Origin of the sequence: uncultured Flavobacterium sp., from assembly GCF_963974175.1 — a bacterium.
Lineage (GTDB): Bacteria > Bacteroidota > Bacteroidia > Flavobacteriales > Flavobacteriaceae > Flavobacterium.
The window spans coordinates 570,112-595,368 of record NZ_CAXBBR010000001.1; the positions used below are offsets into that span (position 1 = coordinate 570,112).

The following is a 25,257-nucleotide window of genomic DNA, read 5'->3' on the forward strand; positions in this document are numbered from 1 at the left end:
TTTTTATGTATTAGGTATTCATGGATAACAATTCGTCCCGCAGTGTAACTGTATCTTACTATTTTATGACTGCAAATTTTTAGATTAATTTAATACCTCATTATTATTTCAATGTCTTTATCTATGTGATCTATTGTAAAACGATAGGTTTTAAGGTCCCCCTTTAAGTGCGCTACTGTATTATTGTTTACCCACTTAATATCTATTACATCGTCAAAGGCATCATTAATTTCTACTGTGCCTAAAAATGCATCTGAGGTATTTCTTAAACGAATTATCTCTAGCTGCTTCTGTACAACATCTGTTTTTAGTCCTTGTTCTATATCTTGCATGGTTAACGTTGTGCGGTTAATTTCCTTATGACCTGCACTACCACCGTTATCAGCTGCTTCATAATTATTTTTCCCAGCAAAAACATCTAAATACCAAACTTGAGGTATTCCAGGCATAAACATATGTATCGCTCTAGCTAAAAGTAACTTTTGCTCGTCTTCACCTAGTGCACTAAAAAAAGTAGCATTTACTTGATAATAAGAAATCTTTTTCCCTGAAGGATCATAAAGATTTTTCACGCGACCACCACGCTCCATGATTGTATTCATAATCCCTTCTATCTCGTCATCTTGTAACAAGCCCTGGTTATAAACCCCATTTACGTCTTTGCCTTTTAAATCTAAAACAGGTATTCCATCATGACAACCAAGCATGTTTACTGTTTTGTATCCTTTGGCGATAATTTCTTTTGCCCAACTTAATAAAGCGCTACTCGTTTTATTCTCAATAGTATGAATCGTTAAACCTGGCAAGAAAAAGTCATAAATAGTATACCCTTCGTTAGCTACTTCATCATGCAAATGCAAGCCATATTCTGCATGAATTTCAGGCAAAAGTATCAAATCGTTCTTTTGCGCTATTTGTTTAATACGTTCTAAATACTCCCAAGTACCCGGTTTATTGAAGAAATTTGATTCTCCAACCTGTTTATGTAAATAGGCAAAAGCATCTAAGCGAAGAATGTTGCATCCATAACTGCGTAGTTTTTTCAGTGTCTCTTCGTAGAAATCCCAAACTAAAGGCGATGCCGCATTGACATCCATCTGCCCTAAATAAGAACGCTTTTGTTCTACTACTTGTAGAATATCTGCTTTAAAAAGACTCACATCTTTAAAATCAATGGTTGTGAAATCTTGATCTTCAGCAATAGCTTCATTAATTTTTGCAGTTATAAACGAACCTTGATCTTCGGTTAGGCCTTTTATATGCTGTAGATCTATTTTTGTAATCGAATTATAAGTTATTTGCTGATAAAAGGTATTCCAATACGGTTGTTCTGTACCATCTGGAAAACGAACTTTCAGTACCGGTAAACCAGACTTTCTCATGAATAATTTATTGAGATATTCTGCTTTTGGACTTATAATACCATCTTCGTTTTTTACTCCGTTTCCTTCCCAGAATTCATTCCAATTTATAAAGAAATCTTTGTATTTAGACTTATTTCCGTTTTGAAGTAAATCTTTAAATTGTGGTGAAGCTACAGAAAGATGATTTAAGACAATATCAAATTTAAGTTTAACATTGAGCTCTTCTAAATCAAGTAAGTCTTTTGTGTCGACTAACTCTCTATTAAGATTATAATCAATAACAGAAAAACCTCTATCTAAGTCACTATTAAAAAAAGTAGGCAATACATATAACAAAGAAAAAACATCCTTAAATTCTGTCATTTTAAGCATATCTACTGTATCACTAAATTTTTCTCCAATACTATCTGGATACGCATTAAGCATTACACCATTACTAATATTTTTATCGTTTTCTTGCATAGTGTATTATAAAAGTTTAGATAGAATATTGATATTATCTGGTAAACGCCCAACATTTTGCAATTTTAAAGCTGCTAATTTTAAAGCAATATCCAAACACTCATCAATAGTCTTTTCCTTGATATAGGCAAATAAAAATCCCGACCAAAAAGCATCACCCGCTCCAGTAGAGTCCATTACTTTGTCAATTTTTATCGCTGGCATTTGTATGACTTCTTTTCCTTTTTGAGATAATTTCACTCCTTTGCTACCCAATGTCAAGCATACAGTTTCTACACCTTGATCATGAAAAAATTGAAATATATCTTCATGAGGTAGTTCTTTCTCAAAAAGACGCAGCATATCATCCTCACTTATTTTTATTAATGGATTAAACTGGCAATAGCTTTTGATCACCTTAAAAGCTTTCTTTTGACTTTTCCACAGTTTCTTAGCATAATTGACATCTATACTTAGTTTACATCCTAAATCATAAGCTTCTTGTGCCTTTTTTAAAATTGTTTTCTGTGCAGGTTTTTTGCTTAATGCAAAACAGGTCGTATGAAATATTTTAGTTTTAGATAATATTTCGCTTGAAATTTGTTCTTCATAAATACAACAGTCTGCTTCACGAAAGGGGATAAAATCAGGCGTACCTGATGACCTAGAAACAAAAATAACACTAGTTGATTTATTATCTAAAGTTTTAATATGACTCGTATTCACGCCAACTTCTGATAATTTCTCGAAAATATAGGATCCAAAACCATCATCGCCAACCGTAGCGACCATTGTAGCATTCAAACCTAGTCTTGTTGAGTTCATAGCAACATTAGTAGGAGAACCGCCTAAATACCTATGGTAATCTCTAGTTTCATTAATAAGAACACCTTCTTGATGCCCAATAAAATCTATAAGAACTTCACCAACACAAAGGATGTCTATATTATCCATCTTATTATCTACTGAATTATTCACTTAATTTTTTATTTTCTGTTTTTATAAATAAGGTACATATTGCACCAATGAGCAATAAAACTCCCGCAAAAGTTATAGCCAATCGAGGATCATTGTTTAAGAAATGTTTCAAAATAAATCCAAATGATACATTTTGAAAAATCATTGGAATAACAATCATCATATTAATGATTCCCATATACACTCCATAACGTTCTTTTGGGATATTGGCAACTACCATTAAATAAGGGATCCCCATCATACTTGCCCATGCGATTCCATATCCAATAATTACAACAAAAAATAAATATTGATTTTGTATTACAGGGAACAATAAAAGAGAAGCAGCTCCTAATAAAAGGCATCCAAAATGAACCATTTTAGCGCCGTGCTTTTGCGCTAACTTTGCCAAATAGAATGCTATCGAAAAAGTAACCACAAACCCAAATGCCCCGACTAATCCATTCCAGCGAACTGCTTCACCATATCCTATTTTGTCAGCAGGCGTTGTATCCCAAACAGACAAAGCGATACTTTTAGAATTGTTCTGCCAATAACACATCATGGCGTACCACTGGAATAAGTATACCAAAAATAGCTGCCACATTACCTTTGGCATTTCTAGAACAGCCTTATAAATATCTACAAAAGGGGAAATAATATTTAATGGATTGGCTTTTATATATTCAATTTCTTCAGCTGTTGGCGGGATTTCAGTAGTTTTACTCATACTCCACCAAATAGATGTGATGGACAAGATTGCCCCAATGAAGAAAGAGGCATACATCCAGTTGGGTAATTCGCCGGTGTAACCAACAATTATTAACGGGAAAATTCCAATGGATATATACGCTAAAAACTGACCGAAACCTGTAAAAAAACTTTGAGCTTGAAATCCTAAAGGTTGCTGTTCTTCATCAAGTGTATCTGCAATAAAAGCGCGATAAGGCTCCATAGCAGTGTTGTTCCCAACATCTAAAATCCATAGTAAACCAGCAGCCATCCATAGTGAACTACTAAACGGAAATAAAAATAAAGCAATACTGCAAACTATTGCTCCAACGAAAAAATAAGGCTTACGTCTTCCCCATCGTGGATGCCATGTTTTATCACTCATTGCTCCAATTATAGGTTGAATCAACAAACCTGTTAATGGTCCCGCAAGGTTTAATATAGGAATTTCATCAGGGCTTGCATGCAAAAAATCGTAAATAGGGTTGACAGCACTTTGTTGTAAACCAAAACTATACTGAATACCAAAAAAACCAACATTCATGTTGATGATTTGCCAAAAACTTAATTTTAATTTCATCGATTTCATTTATAATTTTTAAATATAATTGTAAAATCGCAAATTAATTAAGTAATAAAAACAAAAACGTTTTCGGAAGTACCGAAAACGTTTTCGAATTCTTAAAATAATCTTAATTTATCAATTACGGAATCACTCGAAAGGAATCACTATTTTAGTTTCCCAAGTAAGTTCGTCACCTCCATTAAAAGGGTTTGCCAAAAAGTGTTCGAGTGGCTTTTTCGATAATTTAATGTCGTGTCTATTCGCATAGTCCAATAAGGTAAACCAAGCTCTGTCTGAGGTCCTGAAATTACCGTAATAAGTTGCCTGCAATCCCTTAATCGTTTTTAAGGTTTTAAACTTCACAAATTCATTTTCAATAAACTTTGTATTCTTAGCAATAGGAAAGCAGTAATTAAAATCCAGCGTTTCTTTATCTAGATCCCAATTTTCAATTTCGACATACGGCTTACCAGTGATTTTAATGTTATTTTGCTGTAAATAGCCCGTAATAACTGCATCATTTGCAATCATCGTCTGCGCTTTTTCTTGCATGACACTTTTTAAATTGATATAAGCAACAAACGTCTCCTCAGAAGTAACAATCCCATCAATTTTAATTTTAAAATTTTCCAGATGTTTATTTAACCCATTTCTAAAATTAGTTATTTTTTCTATTTGTTGTTTTTTAAAATCAGTTTCAAAAAAAGGAACGGTCAATCTATTATAAATACTATTATCTAAATCGGTAATACATGCATTAACAGTAGTAACAGAATCATTTAGGGTATTAATTTCCCAAGTATACTCCATTTTTATCGTCCCTTTTGTCATCGATTGCTTGATGAAACTAAAGTTTTTCTTTTCTAGTGTATGATATTCTTCTTTTTCCGTAGACTGTCGCAAAGCTGACCATTCCTGAACTCCTTGAAATACGGTCCCGGTTGCTGCTTTTACCTTAAATGAAATACAGTAATCACTTTTTTTTATAAAAAGATACCATACTATAAAAAGCGAAATCAAAACACTAAAAAACAATACTTTTTTTTTATTAGTCTTCATTTACTTCGTCATTTTCAATTTATTCACAACAAAACCAGCGATCTCATTCCCTTGTACAATTCCGTTTTCAATTGCTGCTCTGTAATGAATACCTCCATAAAAACGACTCATGGCAGCCTCTTTTGAAGCAGCGTTAAAAGACTTAAAGGACCTGTTTGGTAGACCAAAAGGTAACTCTGAATTATCCACAAAAGCAAAATTGTCTCCAAATATCGAAGTTAAAATTGCAGCCGAAACAGTAGAAACCACAGAATGTCCACTAGTGTATTCTGGAAATGGAGGGGTTTGTAAAGCGGGCTTCCAGTTTTCATCAATTTCCTGATTGATTACCGTTTCTGGTCTTATGACATTACTTCTGAACTTTTCATCCCAACAACTTATAAATGCTTCAAACATTCCAATAGAAGTTTCAGTATATGCAAAAACTGTTTTCTCAAAATTAGCATTTGATTTTTTACAAGCAATTTTGGTAATTCCCATCCAATGCGCGCCTGGAGTTATTTTCTTTTTGGCAAACATCATATGCCCTTGACTCACAGAAACGTAAGGATTACAATCCCAAAATTGAGCCATTTTCACTTCATCACATTCATCTCCCCTTTTTTTCATATCCAAGCTTATGTCATACACTTCTTGTACTTCTTTGAAAAAAGCAGAGTTTTTATCTAATGAAAAAGGAAGTGCTGGTATGGGTTTAAACTGAGAGGCTGAGTCCAATACTAGTGTTCTAATTTCACCCCAATGTGGTTCTATTGCATCCATATAAGCTGGTGGAGTTGGTTGCCATCTACCGGCAATATTAGGCAAAACAGAAAACTTAGACATCGTTCGCGTTTGCTTGTAATTGTCTTTATCCATCCATTTCTTAATATGATCCGCTACTTTAAGTCCATATTCTTTAGAAGCCTTAAATTCTTTTTCATTAGTCTCGCTCCATTTTTTATATAGGCTATCTCTGAACTTTTCTACCAAATCTTCTGAAAAAACCAATTGCTTGCTCACTTCCATATGCGCAACCAAAGCCGCAACCTCAACATTTACTCCGCTTTTAGGGTCTAATTTAGGAGTAGTTCCTAATCCTTTTAACTGATTCCCTAGAGTGGAATAGGTCTTACTATTCTGAGCAATAACTTCATACGCAGCAATGTTAGGATAAACAAAAATCCTACTAGCAACTGGCGGTGAAAAAATATCATGAATCATAATTTCTGTCACATTTTCTATCGCAGCATGATATTCATCTGTTGTAACTTCAATGGTCTTGTCCTTTTGACATGATATCAATAGCGCTGTTACTACTACTATAAAATATTTTTGTAATCTCATTTCTCTTTCTATTTAAATTTAAATATACTTTTAACCTATTGCTTATTTTCCTTGATCATAGGTAACTCATATACCTCCGCTTTGCTGTTGTTTACAGTCACAAGTAAATATTTTTTCCCTTTTAGGGTAATCATATCTAAATGTCTTACTGCTTTTTGAGACAAGTCAATTCCTAACGTACTACCTAATACAATTGTTTTTGCATCTTTGATTAAAGCTCCTGAAAAACCATCAAATCGACTGTGATAAGGAGACACTCCAAAATAATTACCCGCGGCAAAAACAGCTTCTTTTTTATTGGAATCAAAATTAGATTTCACAAAACAATTAATTGGAGCGACTTGTAAATCACTTGAAAAAGCAACAAAAGTGAATTTTCCGTCCTGATTTTTCAGGTATCCTGATTTTAAATTATGTACTTCAAAATGCTTTGCCTCCGAAAGCATCTTTGGACTAAAGACTTCTTCAACCGTTTTTCCTGCAAATACATTATAGCTTTTGAACTTCTTTTTTAACATCCCACTAAACTGCTCTGCTAAATCATCTAGGCCCAAAGTAGTATAATAGCTTCCTTTTTTTTCAATTGCAACAATTGTTTCATAGGATCCGTTTTTGTCAAAATCATCATAATACATTCTCATCGGAAATTCCTGCGACGCTTTGAACTTGGAGTTCATCCCCCAATTCCCAACAATATAATCAAGGTCTCCATCATTATCAATATCAAAAGGTATTATAGCCTGCCACAAACCATTGCTTTTCTCTGGTAACACAGTAGCCGTTACATCTTTAAATTTTCCGTTTGTATTTGCAAAAAAAGTAGGTTTCATCCATTCCCCTATTACAATTAAATCGATTGTACCGTCCTTGTTGAAATCTGAAAACACAGCATCCGTCACCATTCCAATTTTTGAAAAGGTTTTATTCTGAACAATAGAGAAAACACCGTCTGCATTATTTAATAAGTAGGAATCTGGAATGCTTCCGAAACGGTTATTAACCGAATTATTTCCAACAAAAACATCTAAATCTCCGTCATTGTCATAATCAAACATTTTAACTACAGAAGCATTTTTTATCAACTCCACTAAGTTTGATTTTACTAATTGTTTGTTTTCTGATAAATACAAACGGTCTTGTAAATCAGAGGCGTTTTCACCACCTCCAGAAGCTACAAACAAATCATTGACTTTATCATTATTAAAATCTCCAATAACAGCCCCTGCATCTTCATATACGGAATCATTGGCTATAGTTGTAAAAGATTTTTTCGAAAATCCATTTCCATTTTGAACATATACCGTTGCCTTTTTATTCTTGGATCCACCAAAGAAAATATCTTCTTTACCATCATTATTTAAATCTCCTATGGCAGTTGCTGGTCCACGATCTGAACGTTGGTACGGAATTAATTTTTGAAAGATAAAATCAACGTAGTCATTTTCCTGATGCGTGAAGTCTATTCCTAAATTACCTTCTACCTTTTTAAATACCGGTACAATAGAAGGATGTAATTTTTGGTAATTAAATGCTTTTCTTCTTTTCGCAGCTTTTACTACAATTGTCTGATTGGCCTTTATATTCTTTAAAGTTTGATATGTTTTGTCGGGCCAAATAACTACTAAGGAGTCGATCATTTTTATCTTTCCATATCCAAAATGTAGCATTGGCTCAGAAGAAGATTGAAATCCTCTTGTAGTTTGTAATTCCTTAAACTGTCTTTTTCCTTTTGCATAAGAAATAACTTTAGCTCCTATTCCGAAACTGTTTTTCCCCTGAAACTGTAGTTTCAACTTTAAGTAATTAGAAGCAGTATCTGTCCTATTGATGTAAAGAGATGCAACACTATTCAAATTATTAGTAATGATATCAAGATCTCCATCATTGTCGATATCGGCATAACCACTTCCGTTAGAAATTATAGAGTCATTTTCTATCCAGTCCTTAGATCTATTTTTAAAGTGTAAATCTGCAGCTCCCTGAAACATATAATTAGTACAATTCCCTTTAGGCATTTTGTTTAAAGCCTCTTTGTCTAATAATTTAGTAGTCGTTATTTTCGTTTTAATCTGGTCATTAGAATAATATTTCACGTAGTCGAGATCGTTGGGGCGCTTTGGGATTCCATTACCTACAAAAATATCCTGCTCGCCATCCTGATCATAATCAGCAAATAAAGCGCTCCAACTCCAGTCAGTAGCAGCAACTCCATTAAGAAGCGCTGTTTCAGTAAAATTATTTCCTGCATTATTTAATTGCAACATATTTCTCGTGTACTGATAATGATACCCCAATTTTTCGGTTCTCATTTTTAGCATCTGTACATTATCATCTCCTAATGACGATTTTAAAACCTTTTCATTCTCAGGAAGCATGTCAAGCGTTAGAATATCTGGGAATCCATCGTGATTGATATCCGCAACATCAACACCCATAGAAAATCGGCTGGTATGTCCAAAATGTTGTTTTAAGCTTTCTGTAAAAGTACCGTCTCCATTATTTAAGTAATAATAATCGTCTTCATGAAAATCATTACCTACATAAATATCGGGATAACCATCTAAATTAAAATCAGAAACAGCAAGTCCTAACCCATATCCATTGGCTCCGCCAAAAATACCTGCTTGCTCACTTACATCAACAAATTTACCATTGTCATTTCTAAATAATTTATCACCACATTCATAGCTTCTTTTATTTCTTACATCGGCATTCCCAAACGATTCTTCTGAATGTACCGCATGATTCAATAAATACATATCTAAATCACCATCTAAATCATAATCGAAAAATGCCGCTGAAGAGCTGTAATTATCCAAATCCAAACCATATTCTGCCGCTCTTTCTGTAAAAGTATTATCCTTATTATTAATGAATAATTCATTATGTCCTTCAAAACCATTTATCCCTACTACAGCACAAACATAAATATCTAAATATCCATCCCCATTGACATCTGCCATAACCGTTCCTGCAGTCCAATCACTTTGACCCTCAACCCCTGCCTTAGTGCTTATGTCTTCAAATTTATTATTGCCTTTATTCAGGTATAATTTATTTTTACCTTGGTTTGAAGTAAAGTAGATATCAACCAAACCATCATTATTGATATCTCCTAATGCTACTCCACCTCCATTGTAATAATAGAGGTAATCTAAAATAGAAATATTTTTAGAAGGGTCTAGTTGGTTATTGAAAGTAATATTACTTTTATCTGAGGCTAGTTTTTCAAATAAATAATGTTCTTTTTTTGAGCAACTTACCATTAGCACAGAAAGCAGTGCTATTCGAAAAAAATTATTCATTGCTTTTAAATATTTTAGGTGCATTATCATTAATAACTGCAATTATTGAAACTGAATTATTCTTACCTTTTATTGCTTTTAGATGCTTTACTTCCCCTTTCATGAAAAAACCTGATTGAGCGTATGGCACCCATGTATAGCTGCCGTTCTTACTTCCTAAAAGAACACTTCCATAATTAGAATCAAGTCTTGAAAATTGTGGTTTAAACTCATATTGATTTCCTCCTAAAACAAGATCGAGAATTCCATCTTTATTAATATCTAGCACGCAAATGGTGTTCACACAAGAAAACTGCACTTCTTTTGGCAAAGCTTTTATTTCAAATTTTCCATTTCCTTTATTCATGGCAACCACGCTTTCCTGAATGTTAGCCGTTCTTTGAATTGAATTATTTGTGACATCGGCTGAGAAGAGTTCCTGAAAGCTTTTCTTAGCGTAAGCTGCATAACTTAAATTCTTCTTCTTAATCAATGGTATTTGTTTACCAACGTCCTGTTTTAAGTTCAAAGGCATGTCTTTCCCATCTATAGAACGCGTTGCGATTTGTTCAATAGTGCCATTATTGTCAAAATCATTTACAAACAATCGCATCGGATTTTTTGTAGAAGCTTTGTAAGTGGTGTTTGTTCCTTTATTCCCTAGAACCAAATCTTTTTTCCCGTCATTATTTAAATCTACGCAACTTACTGCATTCCAGAATCCTGAAAACTCAGTTAGATTCGATTTGTATTCAACTAGCCTTCTTCCTGTGTTTTTAAATATTCTTGGAGCCATCCAGTCCCCTACGATTATCAAATCTTTTTTAGAATCATTATCTATATCTTCCCATACAGCATCAGTAATCATACCTACTGTATTGAGTTTAAAAGCTTTTTTATCAGTGGCGTTAGTAAAATTACCTTTACCATCATTCTCTAACAATAAATGTTTAGGATCAATTCCGTAAACTCCTGGAACAGATCGGCTTCCTATAAAAACATCAACATCGCCATCATTATCAAAATCACTTGATACAATCACGGCAACATTATTATTTGTAGTTGGTATAGCAGTTGTACTTTTTACAAACACGCCTTTACCATTGTTTAAATACAAACGGTTTTTATAATTGTTTTGATCTGCTTTTTCATTACCTCCTGAACCTACTAATAAATCAATATCGCCATCATTATCAGCATCAAAGAAATCTGCAGCGGTATCTTCATAATTAGCATCTGAATCAAGGCTGATTTGATTAGTCAAACTATAATTATTGTTTCCTTTATTCAAGTAAATTTTTCCAGAAACTCCTTTTGCTCCACCAATAAAAACATCGTCATTACCATCTCCATTAATATCTGCAACTGCTAGCGCAGGTCCTTCTTGAGAGAGTTCTTTTGAAATTAACCCTTCATAGTCAAAATCGATATAATCATTTTCTTTATGGGCAAAAAATCCAGATTTAGTTTCAACAAAAAGTGGTTTAGCTTTATTTACTTTAGAAATATAATCCGTTTTCGCATCTGCAATCTTCAAATTAATTGTGCTGTTATTAGTGATTTTTTTAAGCGTTTGAAACTTACCATTAGGCCAAATAACCTGTAAAGAATCTATTTTTTTTGTTCCAATACCAAAAGTCATCACATAATCGATAGAGGATTGAAAACCTCTAGAAGGAATTAGTTCTTGTCTCAAAATTTCTGCCCCTGAGAACAATTCAACAACACTTCCTACTCCAAAAGTATTTTGATTATCCCCTTTTAACTTGACTTTAATAAAATGATTGTCTTTCTTTTTTTCTGAATTATTTTGATAAACAAAGACCTCCATATTCACATTATTAACGATCAGGTCTAAATCGCCATCGTTATCTAAATCGCCATATGCTGCACCATTTGAAAAACTAGGAGTAGCTAAACCCCAGTTTTGAGCTTCATTCGTAAAAGTCAGGTTTTTATTATTTTTAAAGGCGTAATTAGGAATAGGGGAACTTGGCATACGATTTATTATCGTTTCAATTTGTTCTTTCTTTCCTGTTACGACCATTTTTTGCATAAACTCGTTCGCAAAAAAGTCAACAAAATCTTGATTAGTCAAATCGTGATAAATTCCATTACAAACATAAATATCCTTGTAGCCATCATTATCCATGTCAAAAAGTAAGGCACCCCAACTCCAATCTGTTTTAGCAACGCCAGCGTAATTAGCAATTTCAGAAAACTGATTGCTTCCGTTGTTAACTTGTAATGTGTTTTGCATGTATTGATTGAAAAAATCGAGATTTATTTTTCGTAGAAATAAATCGTAATTTTCAAAACTAGTTGTGTTTTTCAGTCGTTCATCACCTTCTGGCAACATATCTGTAACAAATACATCTGCTTTTCCGTCATTGTTGACGTCGGCCATATCTGCTCCCATAGAAGACTGACTGATATGCGATGCCCAGCCTTGAATTTGTTCTGTAAATGTTCCGTTTTTATTATTTATATATAGATAATCTCGTTCATAAAAGTCATTAGAAACATAGATGTCAGGATATAAATCCCCATTGACATCTCCTACAGTCACTCCTAAACCAAAACCGATTAAACTACCATAAATTCCTGCTTCCTTACTTACATCAACGAATTTTCCATTATCATTACGAAGCAATCGGTCTCCGCCACCTTTTAAAATATCAGCTACGTCCCAATCTTTGTCTCTCAGTTCTCTTTTATTGGAATAATTAAGACTACTCACCGGTATAAAACTATTATTTAAAATATAAGCGTCTAAATCTCCGTCTTTATCATAATCAAAAAATGCAGTATGAGTGGTTATTCCTGTATCTGCTAGGTTATAATCCGCAGCTTTTTCGGTAAAAGTAAGGTCGCCATTATTGATGAAAAGTTCATTCTTTTGATTATCGCCTTGTATATTTCCAGCATTACAAACATAGATATCCAGCAATCCATCTGCATTAATATCAACCATAACAACTCCGGTAGACCAGGACTTAGAGCCTTCTACTCCTGCTTTTTTAGAAATATCTTCAAATTGAAAATTTCCTTTATTTAAATACAATTTATTCGCCCCCAGGTTTGAGGTAAAATAAATATCTGAAAGCCCATCATTATTAATATCTGCAATAGCCACTCCACCACCATTATAAAAATTTCTATATTTAAAAATATTCATATCAGCACCATTTTTCACATCATTAACAAAGTTAATTCCGGTTGCTGATGCATCTAATTTAGTAAATAAGGCATCTTTATTTTCAGTGTTTTCTTTAGAACAATTGGTAAAAAGAAGAATGAGAATTGGAAAGAAAAAATAACGATTAAACATATTTTATGTAGTATTTGGTAATGATATTTCAAAAGAAAAGAAAGGTCTAATTTATATAATATTCAGTAAATAAAACAATGAATAGCGTTAAAATTAAAAAAATAAAGAGGGCAATACGATTGCCCTCTTTATAACTAACTCAAAACATAATAATTGTAAATAACTCTTAGTAACCAGGGTTTTGCTTTAAGTTTGCATTAAACAAAGCATCTGCTGGAATTGGGAATAATATATATTTATTATCCGAAACATAAGGCTTCAACTCTCTTTTTTCTAAGAATTTACCAAAACGTACCATGTCATTTCTTCTCCATCCTTCCCACCATAACTCTTTACCTCTTTCAAGATAAATTCCGTCTAATGTTGTAGGAAAAGGTGTGATGTCATTAGTATTAGTTCTAGTGTGAATTTTTAAAAGTTTAACTACATCATTAGTACCAGAACCTCCTCTAGCGATCGCTTCCGCTTTCATCATTAAAGCATCAGAATATCTCATAAATACATAATCATTATCAGGAGCACCTAGATTCTGAGAATCAGGAATGTACTTTTGTCCCCTAACACCTGCTGATTCTAATGTAGAACCACTTGTGATTAGCGTCAATTCTTTTGTGAATTTCAGCGGTTGTCCAAGCGGATTTGCATCATTTTTAATTCTATCACGAACTATTTCCGTTCCTCCTGGTTTGTAAATTTGACCAATTTGAAATCCAGTTGGATTACCAAACGCAGTAATAATAGCAGCATCATTGTTTTTTATACGTCTATCATTAGGGTTAAATTTATTATAATATTCTGCCACTGTAGCAAACCCATTCCATCCATCAGGCGTTTGGTTGTAATGCATACCCATTCTCCAAAAGAACTGTATTCCACCTCCAGCACCACCTCTAACGTTTTTAGAAGACAATAATATCTCATTAGAAGTATTATTGCTAGGCTTGAAATTGTCCCAGTAATCATCCGCTAATGAACTGTTTATTGCATTTACATGAGTCACAACTTTTGTCATATCTGCAGCTTCAAAAGTATAAGGTCCTGCAGGAGCTGCAGCTTTAAAAACACCTTTATTTAAATACAGTTTAGCTAATAAAAAATGGGCTGCATCAGCATTAGCGAAATCCGTATTTGCACTAGTTCTCGCCGGTAATTGAGGCATTACAGCTTCCAATTCGCTAATTACGAAATCTGTTGCTTCTGCTCTTGTCCACACTTTTGGATCGTCTTCTACTGCGGTTCCAGCTTCTCTATAAGGCACTTGACCAAATAAATCAATTACATTATAATAGTAAAATGCTCTTAAAAAACGGGCTTGAGTTACTTCAGCAGCTGAACCGTTTTCTATAACCAAGTTACAGCTATATACTTGTGATAATAAAGCATTCCATGCGTTTCTTACCTCAACATGATCTGGAGCCCAAGTATGTACGTGAATTTGTCTCCATGTTGCATTATCATCCCAGTCCCCACCACGTGTAGGTCCTACTAACGCGTCTGTTGACATTTCATCCAAGGCGAACATTTGTCCTTGCGTCTCGAAACCTCTTAATCCCTCATAAGCACTAGTTAATAATGAAGAAGTATTTACTGTTCCTCCTCCCGTTGTGGAAACAATTACTCCGTCTAATACTTCTTCGTCTAGATTTGTACAACTTACCCCCAGTATAACTGTACTAGTTAATAAGATGCCTTTTATTATATTTATTCTTTTCATCGTTTTTTTAATTAAAATGTTACATTAAGACCGACAGATACACTTTTGTCTCTTGGATAAGATAAATATTCTATACCAGCTGAAGGCACTCCGTTCAACTGTTTGTCAGTATCAACCTCTGGATCAGTTCCTGAATAGCTTGTAATTATAAATAAATTAGAGGCATTTACATAAAATCGAGCCGATTTAACTTTAAATCTTTCCAATGCATCTCCTTTAAGTGTGTACCCAAAAGTAAGGTTACCCATTCTTAAGAAATCACCTTTTTCAAGATATTTAGTAGATGGTGAGTTTGGATCTCCTGCTGCTTGTGCAGATGTTGCCGCCTCCTCAGTTACGTTTCTACCACCAAGGAATGCTCCTTTAAAGAAATAAGCATTAGTCGTATTATTGTAAATGTAGTGTCCAAAAGCACCATAGAAAGAAGCACTAGCATCAAATCCTTTGTAGCTTAAACCCGTCGAGAAACCAACATTGATTTTTGGCAAAGGCTGTTTGTCCAACAATTTTTTTGCTGCAGTACCTAAACCCGTATCGTTACCAGCCGCATCAGCATAAATGGAATTACCCGCTGAGTCATATCCTCTCCATTCATACATGTAATAAGAATAGATTGGTTTATTATTAGTAACAACTTGCGCATAAGCACCCGATAAACCTTGACCATTTAATCCTCCTGTAGATAAGAATCCAGCAAAATTTTTCATTTCATTTTTCAAGAAGGATGCGTTACCAGAAATATCCCAAGTAAGATTCTCATTATCAATAATCTTATAACTCAAAGCTACCTCAACCCCTTTATTGATTAAGTTACCTGGTAAGTTTTTGAAACGTGGAGACGGAGGCCCTGGTTGTGGTGAGGCAGTAGGCAATGGAAAAATTAAATCTTTTGTATCTCTTTGGAAATAATCTAATGATCCTGACAATCTATTATTAAGAAATTCAAAATCAGCTCCTATTCCATATGATTTAGTAGTTTCCCATCTTAAATTAGCATTAGAACTATTATCTAAATTTAAAGTATTGTTAGTATAAGCTCCTCTTGAAACGGCAGAGTTTGGTGAGAATTCTTGATTACCCGTTATACCATAATTTCCTCTAATTTTAAAATCATTAACCAAGCCATCTTTATTATCAACCACCTTATAAGCTACACCAACAGATGGAAAATAATCGTATTTATTATTTACTCCAAGTTTAGTGGAACCATCAGCACGTATAGTACCAGTAAGAATTAATTTTTTGAATAATGTAGCATTGACTCTTCCAAAATACGATTGAAGTTCAACTCTATTTCTAAAAGAAGAAACTCTAAACTCATTTTGAAGACCACCTTCGATATTATCAATCAAATTAGTTTGAGCGCTGTTATATCCAATTCCTGAAGATTGATTCCCATCTGCAGTATAATCATAATAAGAGTATCCAACTAAAGCATCTAAATTAAAGTTGTCGCTCATGTCCTTGTTAAAATTCAAGGTGTGTTCGAACGTTTTATTGAATTTATTTTGACTAGCAATCGCCGCCTGACCATATTTAGTTGTATTATCTCTAGGGTCAACAGCTTGTGCTGTATTCAAAATCTGAATAGAAGGCAACAACTGCGTTTTTCTAGTTGAAGTTGAACTCTCTATACCAAATAAGAATTGGTATTTCAAGTGACTATTAATTTTCCAAGTAGTATTAATACTTCCTAATAATTTATTAGTGTTAGTGAAGTCTTTATAAGAATCCAATAATTGAACTGGATTCAAATAAGAAGTACTCTCTACATGATATGTTCCATCTGTATTATAAATTGGCAATGTTGGGTTCCAATATAAAGCTGTACCAATTAAGTTACCAATATAACCAGCATTATTAGATAACAATGTAGTTTCATCTTTCAAAGCAGTATAGATAATTCTTGACTCTATCTTAACAGCCCCACCAAAGAAATCATTTGAATTGTAAAAAGATGCGGAGTATTTATCTAAACCAGAATTTTTTACAATACCATCAGTATTAGAAGCGCCAAATGACAATCTTGTATTTGAATTTTCACTGCTTTTATTAAAAGATAAATCGTGATTCATAGAAAATCCGTTTCTCATCACTGCATCTTCCCAATTGTAAGATCTTGATCCTTTATCGTCACCACCTGCTGCAACAAACTGATCTGCGCTCATTACGCCAAAGTCTCCTGATTTTTTACTAAAAGTAACCGAAGTACTGTATGTTAATTGTGGTTCAGAAGATTTTCCTTTTTTGGTCGTAATTACAATTACCCCATTAGCTCCACGAGAACCATAGATAGCAGTAGAAGAAGCATCTTTCAATACACTAATGCTTTCTATATCATTTTGATTGATAAAGTTTAATGGATTTCTTGCAGAAGAAGATCCTAAATCTTGAGCTCCGTTATTTGCTGTAAGTCCACCACCTGCAGATACATTCCCGCCATCCAATGGCACACCATCAATAACATAAAGCGGACCATTTCCTGAACGAATAGAAGAGTTACCACGAACTCTAACTGAAATTCCTGCTCCAGGTTCACCACTAGATTGTGTAACTTGTACACCTGCAACTTTCCCTCTTAATAACTGAGCTGGCGAAGGTGCCGCTACATTATCAAAATCTTTAGCTCCAATTTGATCAACCGCACCAGTTGCATCTTTCTTTCTAACTGTTCCGTAACCGATAACGACTACTTCTCTTAATTCAGCCGAATCTTCTTTTAAAACAATATTCACCGTTGTTTTTCCAGCGACATTTACTTCTTGTGTTTTAAGACCAATGTAACTGAATACTAAAACTGCATTTGGACCAACATTGCCGATGGTAAATTTTCCATCGAAATCTGTTTGTGCTCCATTTGTTGTTCCCTTAACTAATATTGAAGCCCCTGGAAGCGGACCGCTGGAGTCAGATACTGTACCAGATACACTCTGAGAATGTATCAAACTCGTACATAGCATCGTTAGAAACACCATCAAGCCCTTAAGTAGACTATTTTTCATACGTAATAAATAAGTTGGTTAATAATTTGTTTAAATGGTTTTGTTTAATTAGAGTCAAACTTAGCTAAAATTTTATGATAATTTTAAGAAAGACACTAACTATAACGTTTTCGGAGCACCGAAAACGTTTTCGATTTCACAATTAATCCTTTAAAAAATTAATACTAAAATTATATAAAATGTAAAAAAAATATAAAATTTAAAGAATTGTGCTAATAAATCACGAATCAAGCGGTAAAAAGAGTACGTTTTTGTCAAAAAAAGTTGCACACACCAAAATTACCTGATAAAAATGCAATTTAAAAGCCGTTTTTACAAACATTCAATAATGCACGCCAATCCCTCTTTATAGAATCTGAATTTTTGCATCCTATATAAAACAAAATTACCTCAATTACATTCTGCAGAATATAATTGAGGCAATTAGTAAAAAAAAGATAAATACTATTTCTCGATAGTGATTGTCTTATTGTCTAGACCAAGTCCAATTATTTTTAGTGACTTCCATTGCTTTGGTAAAAGGCCTTTATTGTATTTCAAACCATCATCTGTTAGCTCTACACCACCAAATCCATAAATAACCGCTTGAAGCATAGCGCCCGCTCCAGTTGCAAAATAAGGGTTGTTGCTATTTGCTGACTCAGAGAAAACACCAAAAGGCGGTCTGCTGTTTGGCAAATACGATTTGACAAAATAATCATAAGCTTTATCCCTATCACCCATACGCGCATACAATACAGACAACACTCCTGAAGCCATTGCGGGCCCATCTTTGGGGTCTATCTTTGCCGAATAATAATCCAAATCTTTTTCAATTTGTTTTTTATCTGTAATCACATGTAAGGGGTAGGCCAATAAATTAACATCTGCTTGTTTTATCATCTCTCCGTTATACCCTTTGTAATTTTGGGTGATTCCATTTTTAGAATGTATCACTAACCTTTCAGATAGTGCTACCCACTTTGGGTCAACAGGCTCATTTAAAATAGTAGCCGCTTTAATAGTGTTTTTCAATGATTCAATAGCCGAAGCATTTGTAAAAGCATTGTCATCTACATGCTGAGCATACTCATCTGCTCCTACAACATTAAGAATAGAATAACTGCCATCTTTATTTTCAACAACTCTACTTACCCAGAAATCTGCAGTTTCTTTCAATACGTTCCATTCTTTTTTAAGCCAAGACTTATCTTGCGTATAGGCATAATAATTCCAGAATGCTATCGAAACATCAGCCGTGATATGTTGTTCAAAAATCCCCGTCAAAGCCCATGTTGGCGTTGCTTCTTCTCCTGTATCATCTGACTCCCACGGAAACATTGCTCCTTTATACCCATATACAGTTGCTTTCTGTTTTGCTTTTCCAAGACGATCCGAACGATAATCCAAACAAGATTTAGCCATAGCAGGCTGTAATGCTAAAAGTGATGGATACATCCATAATTCAGAATCCCAAAAAATATGTCCATTATATCCTTGAGAGGACAAACCCATTGGAGCAATACTCTGTCTGGTTTCCGGGCGTATATAAGAGTACAAATTATACAAGGCAAATCGAACTCTCTGTTGTGCATCTAAATCCCCTTCGATTTGTATGTCACCAGTTCGCCATAGCTCAGCCCATGCTTTTTTATGTCGGTTCAGTAAATTATCAATCCCTTCTTGTAATGCGAAGATGGGCTGTCTTTCGGATTCATTTAGAGGATCCGTAAAATCTTTGGATGTACAAATTCCGCCCGCAATAGCAAATCGGTATTTTAGACCTTTTTTTAATTTTTTTGAAAAACCCACCTCATTACCAGTTTGCTTTAATGTTTCACTTTGACCGTCAAAAAGAAAAGTAGTTGAAGCTGATATAGTATGTTTACCATTTAATGTTTTTGCTGTGGTTCCAAAAACTGGCATCAAGTATTGATTGTCTTTTAATACTCTAAATTGCCTTTTGGCCTCTTTAAGTTCGTCAGGCACAACCATATAATTGTTAGCGTTAATTTCAATATCCTTTTTTGGAGTAATTTCTACAATTGCCATAGCTGAATATGGTATGGCTCTATTGGCCAAAATAGTATAGTCAATAACCGCAAGATCTTTAAAGCTAAAAGAAGTTGTGCTAGTTCCTTCTTTCATTGAAACTACCTGACTCCAATTATCAATATTAGAAGAGCTTATTTCTTGATTATTTATATTCAAATGAAGGTTAAGAAACTCAATCCCTCTAACAATTCTACTAATCCCATTTTCTGGACTTGCTTCATAGACTCCATTTAAAATAATTTCCTTAGTTTTTAATGGTGTATCATCAGTAACAATTCCAATTTGCCCATTCGCCATAGCCACACCAAAGTAGTTTTCCCTTGAAGATGCATGTAGATTCCATTCATCTGACTTTGTTTGACTAAACACGGATGTAGTAAACAAAATCAGTATTACAAGGTGAGTTAAATTTGAATTCATAATTTTAATTTTGATTAATAATTTCAAACTTAAATCATTTATTTCTTAAAAATTTAAATATTCCTTTAAGATCCTTAATTTTAGTATCGATAACGTTTTCGATATTTCGATAACGTTATCGATTAATAAGAAAGCCAAAATATAGAAATAAATACAGAAATTGCTCTACTCAATAGCAGTCAATTACAACCGATAAAACGGAAACCGACCTTAAAAGCCACTTTAAAATTACAATTAAATCATTACTGTATGAAACCAAAAAAAACCTTACTTGCTTTATTATTACTGTTTACTTGCTTACTATATGAATCAACAATGGCCCAGCAAAAAGAAGCTACTATTGAAAAAAAATGGTGGAAAGAAGCCGTCGTATATCAAATTTACCCTCGCAGCTTTAAAGATACTGACGGTGATGGTGTTGGTGATTTGAAAGGAATTATATCCAAATTGGATTATATTAAAAGTTTGGGGGTAGATGTTGTTTGGTTGAATCCCATTTATGGCTCCCCAAATACTGACAACGGCTACGACATCTCAGACTATCAATCCATTATGAAGGAATTTGGCACAATGGAGGACTTTGACACCTTGTTAAAAGGAATGCACGAAAGAGGCTTGAAGTTAGTAATGGATTTAGTAGTCAATCATAGCAGTGACGAGCACAAATGGTTTCAAGAAAGTAAAAAATCCAGAGACAATCCTTATAGAGATTATTACCACTGGTGGCCGGCAGAGAAAGGTACACCTGCATTTCGTCCCGGAAGTTTTGAAGCAGATGGTAGCGGCTGGAGATATGACAAAACAACGGATTCTTATTACTTACATTATTTTAGCAATAAGCAACCAGATTTGAATTGGGAAAACCCAAAATTGCGTCAAGAAATCTACAGTATGATGAATTGGTGGTTTAAAAAAGGCATCGATGGCTTTCGAATGGATGTAATCCCCTTCATTGCAAAAGACACTACTTTCCCAGTAATTACTCAAGAAGAACTAAATAAAAACTACGCAGGCAGATGGGATGTATATATGGCTAGCGGTCCGCATTTACATGATTACTTACAGGAAATGAATAAAGAAGTCTTAAGTAAGTATGATGTCATGTCACTGGCTGAAGGTGCAGGGATGCTAAAATCAACCGCTTTAAATTTTGTTGATCCAGCAAGAAATGAATTAAATATGGGCTATCACTTTGACGGTGCAAGCTTAGGATATATCCCTGGGTATTTCAAAAAAATGGATCCAAACTGGAGTTTAGTAGATTTCAAGAAAATCTATTCAGACTGGGATGCAGTTTATGACAAAAAAGGTTGGGGAACAATTTATTTAGGAAATCATGATCAACCTAGAATGACTTCTCGCTGGGGAAATGATTCTCCTCAATACAGAGAATTATCATCTAAAATGTTATCTACCTTTCTGCTATCAATGAGAGGAACGCCTTATTACTATAATGGTGATGAGATAGGAATGGTTAATGCTAAATTTAATACAATCGACGATTACCGAGATATTGAAACATTAGCCGAGTATGAAAAAGTAAAAAATGCTGGAGGCGATCTGAAACAATTCATTGAGGACCAAAAAACTGGGGGAGCAAGAGACAATGGCCGTACTCCTTTTCAATGGAATGACTCTAAGAACGGAGGCTTTACAACTGGCGAACCTTGGTTAAAAGTAAATGACAATCACCGTTCTATAAATGCAACAGCCCAAGAAAAAGATCCAAATTCTGTCTTAAATTATTTCAGGAAAATGGTAAAATTACGAAAAGACAATCACGTCTTAGTTTATGGAAAATACACTTTAATTGATGCCAAAAACCCTAATATCTATGCTTACACGAGAGAGCTGGATGGTAAGAAATTATTAGTAATGTTGAACTTTAGAAGTGAAAAGGCAAAATTAGACACGAAAATAAACCTTAAAACAGCAAAGTTACTGATCGGGAATTACACAACATCTTCTAAAGGTCTAGAATTACAACCTTATGAAGCTGTTATTTTCGAAATAAAATGAAAATGAAAATTACTTCTTAAAATGTATAAAATGAAAAAAAGCATAGTAACAATAACATTCATTTTTTTAGCAACAAATTTAATCACCTCGCAAAAAGTGGAACCAACTACAGAAGCATTACAGAAAAAATGGTGGAAAGAAGCTACCGTTTACCAAATTTACCCTCGATCATTTAAGGATACTGATGGCGATGGCGTAGGAGATTTAAAAGGAATAACATCTAAATTAGATTATATAAAAAGTCTAGGTATAGATGCCGTTTGGCTAAATCCAATTTACGAATCCCCTAACGACGACAATGGTTACGATATAAGTAACTATCGAGCAATCATGAAGGATTTTGGTACTATGAAAGATTTCGATTTATTGCTAAAAGGTATGCATGAACGGGGTATTAAACTCATCATGGATTTGGTCGTTAATCATAGCAGTGACGAACATGAATGGTTCAAGCAAGCACGTAGTTCCAGAGACAATCCATATAGAAACTACTACCATTGGTGGCCTGCCGAAAAAGGAAAACCGCCTTATAGATGGAGCTTTTTTGATGTAAATAATGATGCTTGGAAATATGACGCACAAACAAATTCCTACTATCTACACTATTTTTCACAAAAACAACCTGATTTAAACTGGGAAAACCCAAAACTTAGAGAAGAAGTCTATGAAATCATGCGATTTTGGTTAGACAAAGGCATTGACGGGTTTAGAATGGATGCTTTTCAATTTGCATCAAAAGACACCACATGGCCAGAGTTACCTAAAGGATTTGAAAAAAATATTATAAAATACTACGGAGTCGGCCCTCATTTACATGACTATTTGCAAGAAATGAATAAAGAGGTTTTTAGCAAATATGATATTATGACTGTAGCCGAAGGCGCCGGAAGTACGCCAGAAGATGCCTTGCAATTTGTTGATCCAGACCGAAAAGAACTCAACATGGCCTATCACTTTGAAAGTGTAGACATTGGAAAACACATTAGTGATTTTGGACTTGAAAAATACAAAGCTATTTTTTCCAGATATGATGAGGCCTTCAAAGACAAAGGCTGGCTTTCGATATTTCTGGCTAATCACGATCAACCCAGAATGGTAAGTAAGTTTGGGAATGAAACTCCAGAATTTAGAGAACTATCTTCTAAGATGCTAACTACATTTATATATACTATGAGAGGCACTCCTTACTATTACATGGGAGACGAAATAGGCATGACAAACATCCGTTTTGAATCTATCAACGATTACAATGACGTTGACACCCGTAACAAGTACACCAATCTTAAAAATAAAGGAGGAGATACACTTGCTTTTTTAGAAGAGCAAAAGCAAGTATCCAGAGAGAACGGACGTACTCCTATGCAGTGGGATAACACTGAAAATAGTGGGTTCACAACTGGAATGCCGTGGCTGAAAGTAAACCCAAATTATAATGAAATAAATGTCAAAAAACAGGAACAAGACCCAGAATCTATTTTAAACTACTTTAGAAAAACGGTACAACTTCGTAAAAACAATCTAGTTTTGGTATATGGGAAATATTCTCTTTTAGACAAAGAAAATCCTGATGTTTTTGCGTACCTACGAGAATTAGACGGAAAAAGAGTTTTGGTTTTATTAAACTTTACAGATAAGAACACTTCTTATAATCTAAATTTAAAATTAGGAAAATATGAGGTCTTACTAAATAATTACAACGATACAACTAAAATAAAAAATAACACATTGCGTCCTTATGAATCATTAGTGATAGCAATCGAATAAGCTAGTACCAATTTATAACTAATTGGAACCATACTACCAGAAAATTAATTATTAGAAAAAAACTGCTTTTTTTGAAAATTGACTTACAATAAATAAATTGTATGTTTGTTTTCAAAAAGCAGTTTTTTTTTATTTTTAAAACAGGGTAATCCTACTATGAAAGATGCAACATTAAAACAAATTGCTACTCAGCTAGGAGTCTCTATAACGACCGTTTCCAAGGCCCTAAAAGACTATCCTGATGTTAGTAAAAAAACTAAAAATGCGGTAATTGACTTAGCAAAAAAACTAAACTACACCCCCAATAGTTTTGCCGTAAACCTAAGAACGAAAGAGTCTAAAACTATAGGACTAATAGTCCCTACCGTAGATTATAATTTCTTTTCAAAAGTTTTTGAAGGAGTCCTCGAGGAAGCCGAGAAAAGAAAATACTTAGTTATTATTTTACGCTCTAATGAAAAATTAGAAGTTGAAAAAAAGCAAATTGAACTTCTACTAAACAAAAGAGTTGATGGTATTTTAATGTCCCTTTCGAATGAAACAGGTGATTTTGATCACATTAATAATATTATCGCCCATAAAACTCCCCTAGTGCTTTTTGATAAAATTGCTAAATTAGTGAACTGTTCAAAAGTAATGATCAATGATCGAAAAGCAGCTTATGATGCTGTTACCTATCTTATAAGTAAAGGGCATAAAAAAATCGCACATTTTAGAGGTTCGTATATGCCGCAAAACTCCATCGATCGTTTTTTAGGGTATAAAAAAGCGTTAGAAGACAATAACATTCCATATGATTCTAGTCTGGTGTACCTGTGTGACAACAACACTGATTTTGAGGACGGCTACAACAATGCTCAAAAAATAGTTATTGATCATCCGGATATAGACGCCATTTTTGCCATCACTGACTTGGTCGCTGTTGGCGCCATTAAATACTTAAACGACATTGGTATTCAAATACCACAACAAATAGCGGTATTTGGATTTTGCAACTCCTTTATGTCTGAAATAATCACTCCTAAACTAACTACCATTGATCAACCAGGATTCGAAATAGGGAAAAAAGCGGCTTCGATATTATTTGATGAAATTGAATTAATCAAAAGTAACAAAGCTTTTAATTTTCAATCTGTAGAATTAGAAACTAGTATTATAGAACGAGGATCTGCATAAAAGAAACTGATTTATCAATTATTTTTAAAAAAAAGCACTACATTACCCTAATTTGATAAATATTGTAAA

General features: G+C 33.9%; 13 protein-coding genes. 3 read left to right on the forward strand and 10 right to left on the reverse strand.

Annotated features, from left to right (window positions below; translation table 11 throughout):
- Nucleotides 1–89 precede the first annotated feature (89 nt).
- The 10 genes from AAC069_RS02535 to AAC069_RS02580 form a co-directional block, all read right to left on the reverse strand.
- Nucleotides 90–1,826, reverse strand: a complete 1,737-nt coding sequence (locus tag AAC069_RS02535; protein WP_339918943.1) for a glycosidase — start codon at nt 1,824–1,826, stop codon at nt 90–92.
- Between the two features lie 6 nt (nt 1,827–1,832).
- The gene (locus AAC069_RS02540) at nt 1,833–2,759 is read right to left on the reverse strand and encodes a carbohydrate kinase (protein ID WP_339918944.1); all 927 of its coding nucleotides are present in this window, start codon (nt 2,757–2,759) and stop codon (nt 1,833–1,835) included.
- Between the two features lie 16 nt (nt 2,760–2,775).
- Nucleotides 2,776–4,074 (reverse strand): MFS transporter, encoded by a 1,299-nt coding sequence (locus AAC069_RS02545; protein ID WP_339918945.1) that lies wholly within the window; start codon nt 4,072–4,074, stop codon nt 2,776–2,778.
- A gap of 132 nt (nt 4,075–4,206) precedes the next feature.
- Nucleotides 4,207–5,118: a hypothetical protein gene (locus AAC069_RS02550; protein ID WP_339918946.1), complete on the reverse strand. Its 912-nt coding sequence runs from the start codon at nt 5,116–5,118 to the stop codon at nt 4,207–4,209.
- The gene (locus tag AAC069_RS02555) at nt 5,119–6,444 is read right to left on the reverse strand and encodes a vanadium-dependent haloperoxidase (RefSeq protein WP_339918947.1); all 1,326 of its coding nucleotides are present in this window, start codon (nt 6,442–6,444) and stop codon (nt 5,119–5,121) included.
- 35 nt (nt 6,445–6,479) lie between these two features.
- Nucleotides 6,480–9,749: a VCBS repeat-containing protein gene (locus tag AAC069_RS02560; protein WP_339918948.1), complete on the reverse strand. Its 3,270-nt coding sequence runs from the start codon at nt 9,747–9,749 to the stop codon at nt 6,480–6,482.
- Nucleotides 9,742–13,059 carry a VCBS repeat-containing protein gene (locus AAC069_RS02565; protein WP_339918949.1) on the reverse strand — a complete coding sequence of 1,106 codons (3,318 nt, stop codon included), beginning with the start codon at nt 13,057–13,059 and terminating at the stop codon, nt 9,742–9,744. The genes AAC069_RS02560 and AAC069_RS02565 overlap by 8 nt, the downstream gene beginning before the upstream one ends.
- Nucleotides 13,060–13,225: 166 nt before the next feature.
- Nucleotides 13,226–14,773, reverse strand: a complete 1,548-nt coding sequence (locus tag AAC069_RS02570; protein WP_339918950.1) for a RagB/SusD family nutrient uptake outer membrane protein — start codon at nt 14,771–14,773, stop codon at nt 13,226–13,228.
- A gap of 11 nt (nt 14,774–14,784) precedes the next feature.
- Complete coding sequence (locus tag AAC069_RS02575) at nt 14,785–17,775, reverse strand: SusC/RagA family TonB-linked outer membrane protein (protein WP_339918951.1); 2,991 nt, start codon at nt 17,773–17,775, stop codon at nt 14,785–14,787.
- A gap of 444 nt (nt 17,776–18,219) precedes the next feature.
- Nucleotides 18,220–20,229: a glycoside hydrolase family 65 protein gene (locus tag AAC069_RS02580; RefSeq protein WP_339918952.1), complete on the reverse strand. Its 2,010-nt coding sequence runs from the start codon at nt 20,227–20,229 to the stop codon at nt 18,220–18,222.
- Nucleotides 20,230–20,478: 249 nt separating this feature from the next.
- On the opposite strand from AAC069_RS02580, the gene AAC069_RS02585 reads away from it, so the two are divergent.
- The 3 genes from AAC069_RS02585 to AAC069_RS02595 all read left to right on the forward strand — a co-directional run bounded on the left by AAC069_RS02585 (nt 20,479) and on the right by AAC069_RS02595 (nt 25,188).
- Nucleotides 20,479–22,248, forward strand: coding sequence for an alpha-glucosidase (locus AAC069_RS02585; RefSeq protein WP_339918953.1), 1,770 nt, complete (start codon nt 20,479–20,481; stop codon nt 22,246–22,248).
- 30 nt (nt 22,249–22,278) lie between these two features.
- Nucleotides 22,279–24,012 (forward strand): alpha-glucosidase, encoded by a 1,734-nt coding sequence (locus AAC069_RS02590; RefSeq protein WP_339918954.1) that lies wholly within the window; start codon nt 22,279–22,281, stop codon nt 24,010–24,012.
- Between the two features lie 156 nt (nt 24,013–24,168).
- Nucleotides 24,169–25,188 (forward strand): LacI family DNA-binding transcriptional regulator, encoded by a 1,020-nt coding sequence (locus AAC069_RS02595; protein ID WP_339918955.1) that lies wholly within the window; start codon nt 24,169–24,171, stop codon nt 25,186–25,188.
- Nucleotides 25,189–25,257: the final 69 nt, after the last annotated feature.

Bases quoted from the DNA above. Each gene is read 5' to 3' on its own strand.
- AAC069_RS02535 (WP_339918943.1), bottom strand. From the start codon at position 1,826: ATGCAAGAAAACGATAAAAATATTAGTAATGGTGTAATGCTTAATGCG.
- AAC069_RS02540 (WP_339918944.1), bottom strand. From the start codon at position 2,759: ATGGATAATATAGACATCCTTTGTGTTGGTGAAGTTCTTATAGATTTT.
- AAC069_RS02545 (WP_339918945.1), bottom strand. From the start codon at position 4,074: ATGAAATTAAAATTAAGTTTTTGGCAAATCATCAACATGAATGTTGGT.
- AAC069_RS02550 (WP_339918946.1), bottom strand. From the start codon at position 5,118: ATGAAGACTAATAAAAAAAAAGTATTGTTTTTTAGTGTTTTGATTTCG.
- AAC069_RS02555 (WP_339918947.1), bottom strand. From the start codon at position 6,444: ATGAGATTACAAAAATATTTTATAGTAGTAGTAACAGCGCTATTGATA.
- AAC069_RS02560 (WP_339918948.1), bottom strand. From the start codon at position 9,749: ATGAATAATTTTTTTCGAATAGCACTGCTTTCTGTGCTAATGGTAAGT.
- AAC069_RS02565 (WP_339918949.1), bottom strand. From the start codon at position 13,059: ATGTTTAATCGTTATTTTTTCTTTCCAATTCTCATTCTTCTTTTTACC.
- AAC069_RS02570 (WP_339918950.1), bottom strand. From the start codon at position 14,773: ATGAAAAGAATAAATATAATAAAAGGCATCTTATTAACTAGTACAGTT.
- AAC069_RS02575 (WP_339918951.1), bottom strand. From the start codon at position 17,775: ATGAAAAATAGTCTACTTAAGGGCTTGATGGTGTTTCTAACGATGCTA.
- AAC069_RS02580 (WP_339918952.1), bottom strand. From the start codon at position 20,229: ATGAATTCAAATTTAACTCACCTTGTAATACTGATTTTGTTTACTACA.
- AAC069_RS02585 (WP_339918953.1), top strand. From the start codon at position 20,479: ATGAAACCAAAAAAAACCTTACTTGCTTTATTATTACTGTTTACTTGC.
- AAC069_RS02590 (WP_339918954.1), top strand. From the start codon at position 22,279: ATGAAAAAAAGCATAGTAACAATAACATTCATTTTTTTAGCAACAAAT.
- AAC069_RS02595 (WP_339918955.1), top strand. From the start codon at position 24,169: ATGAAAGATGCAACATTAAAACAAATTGCTACTCAGCTAGGAGTCTCT.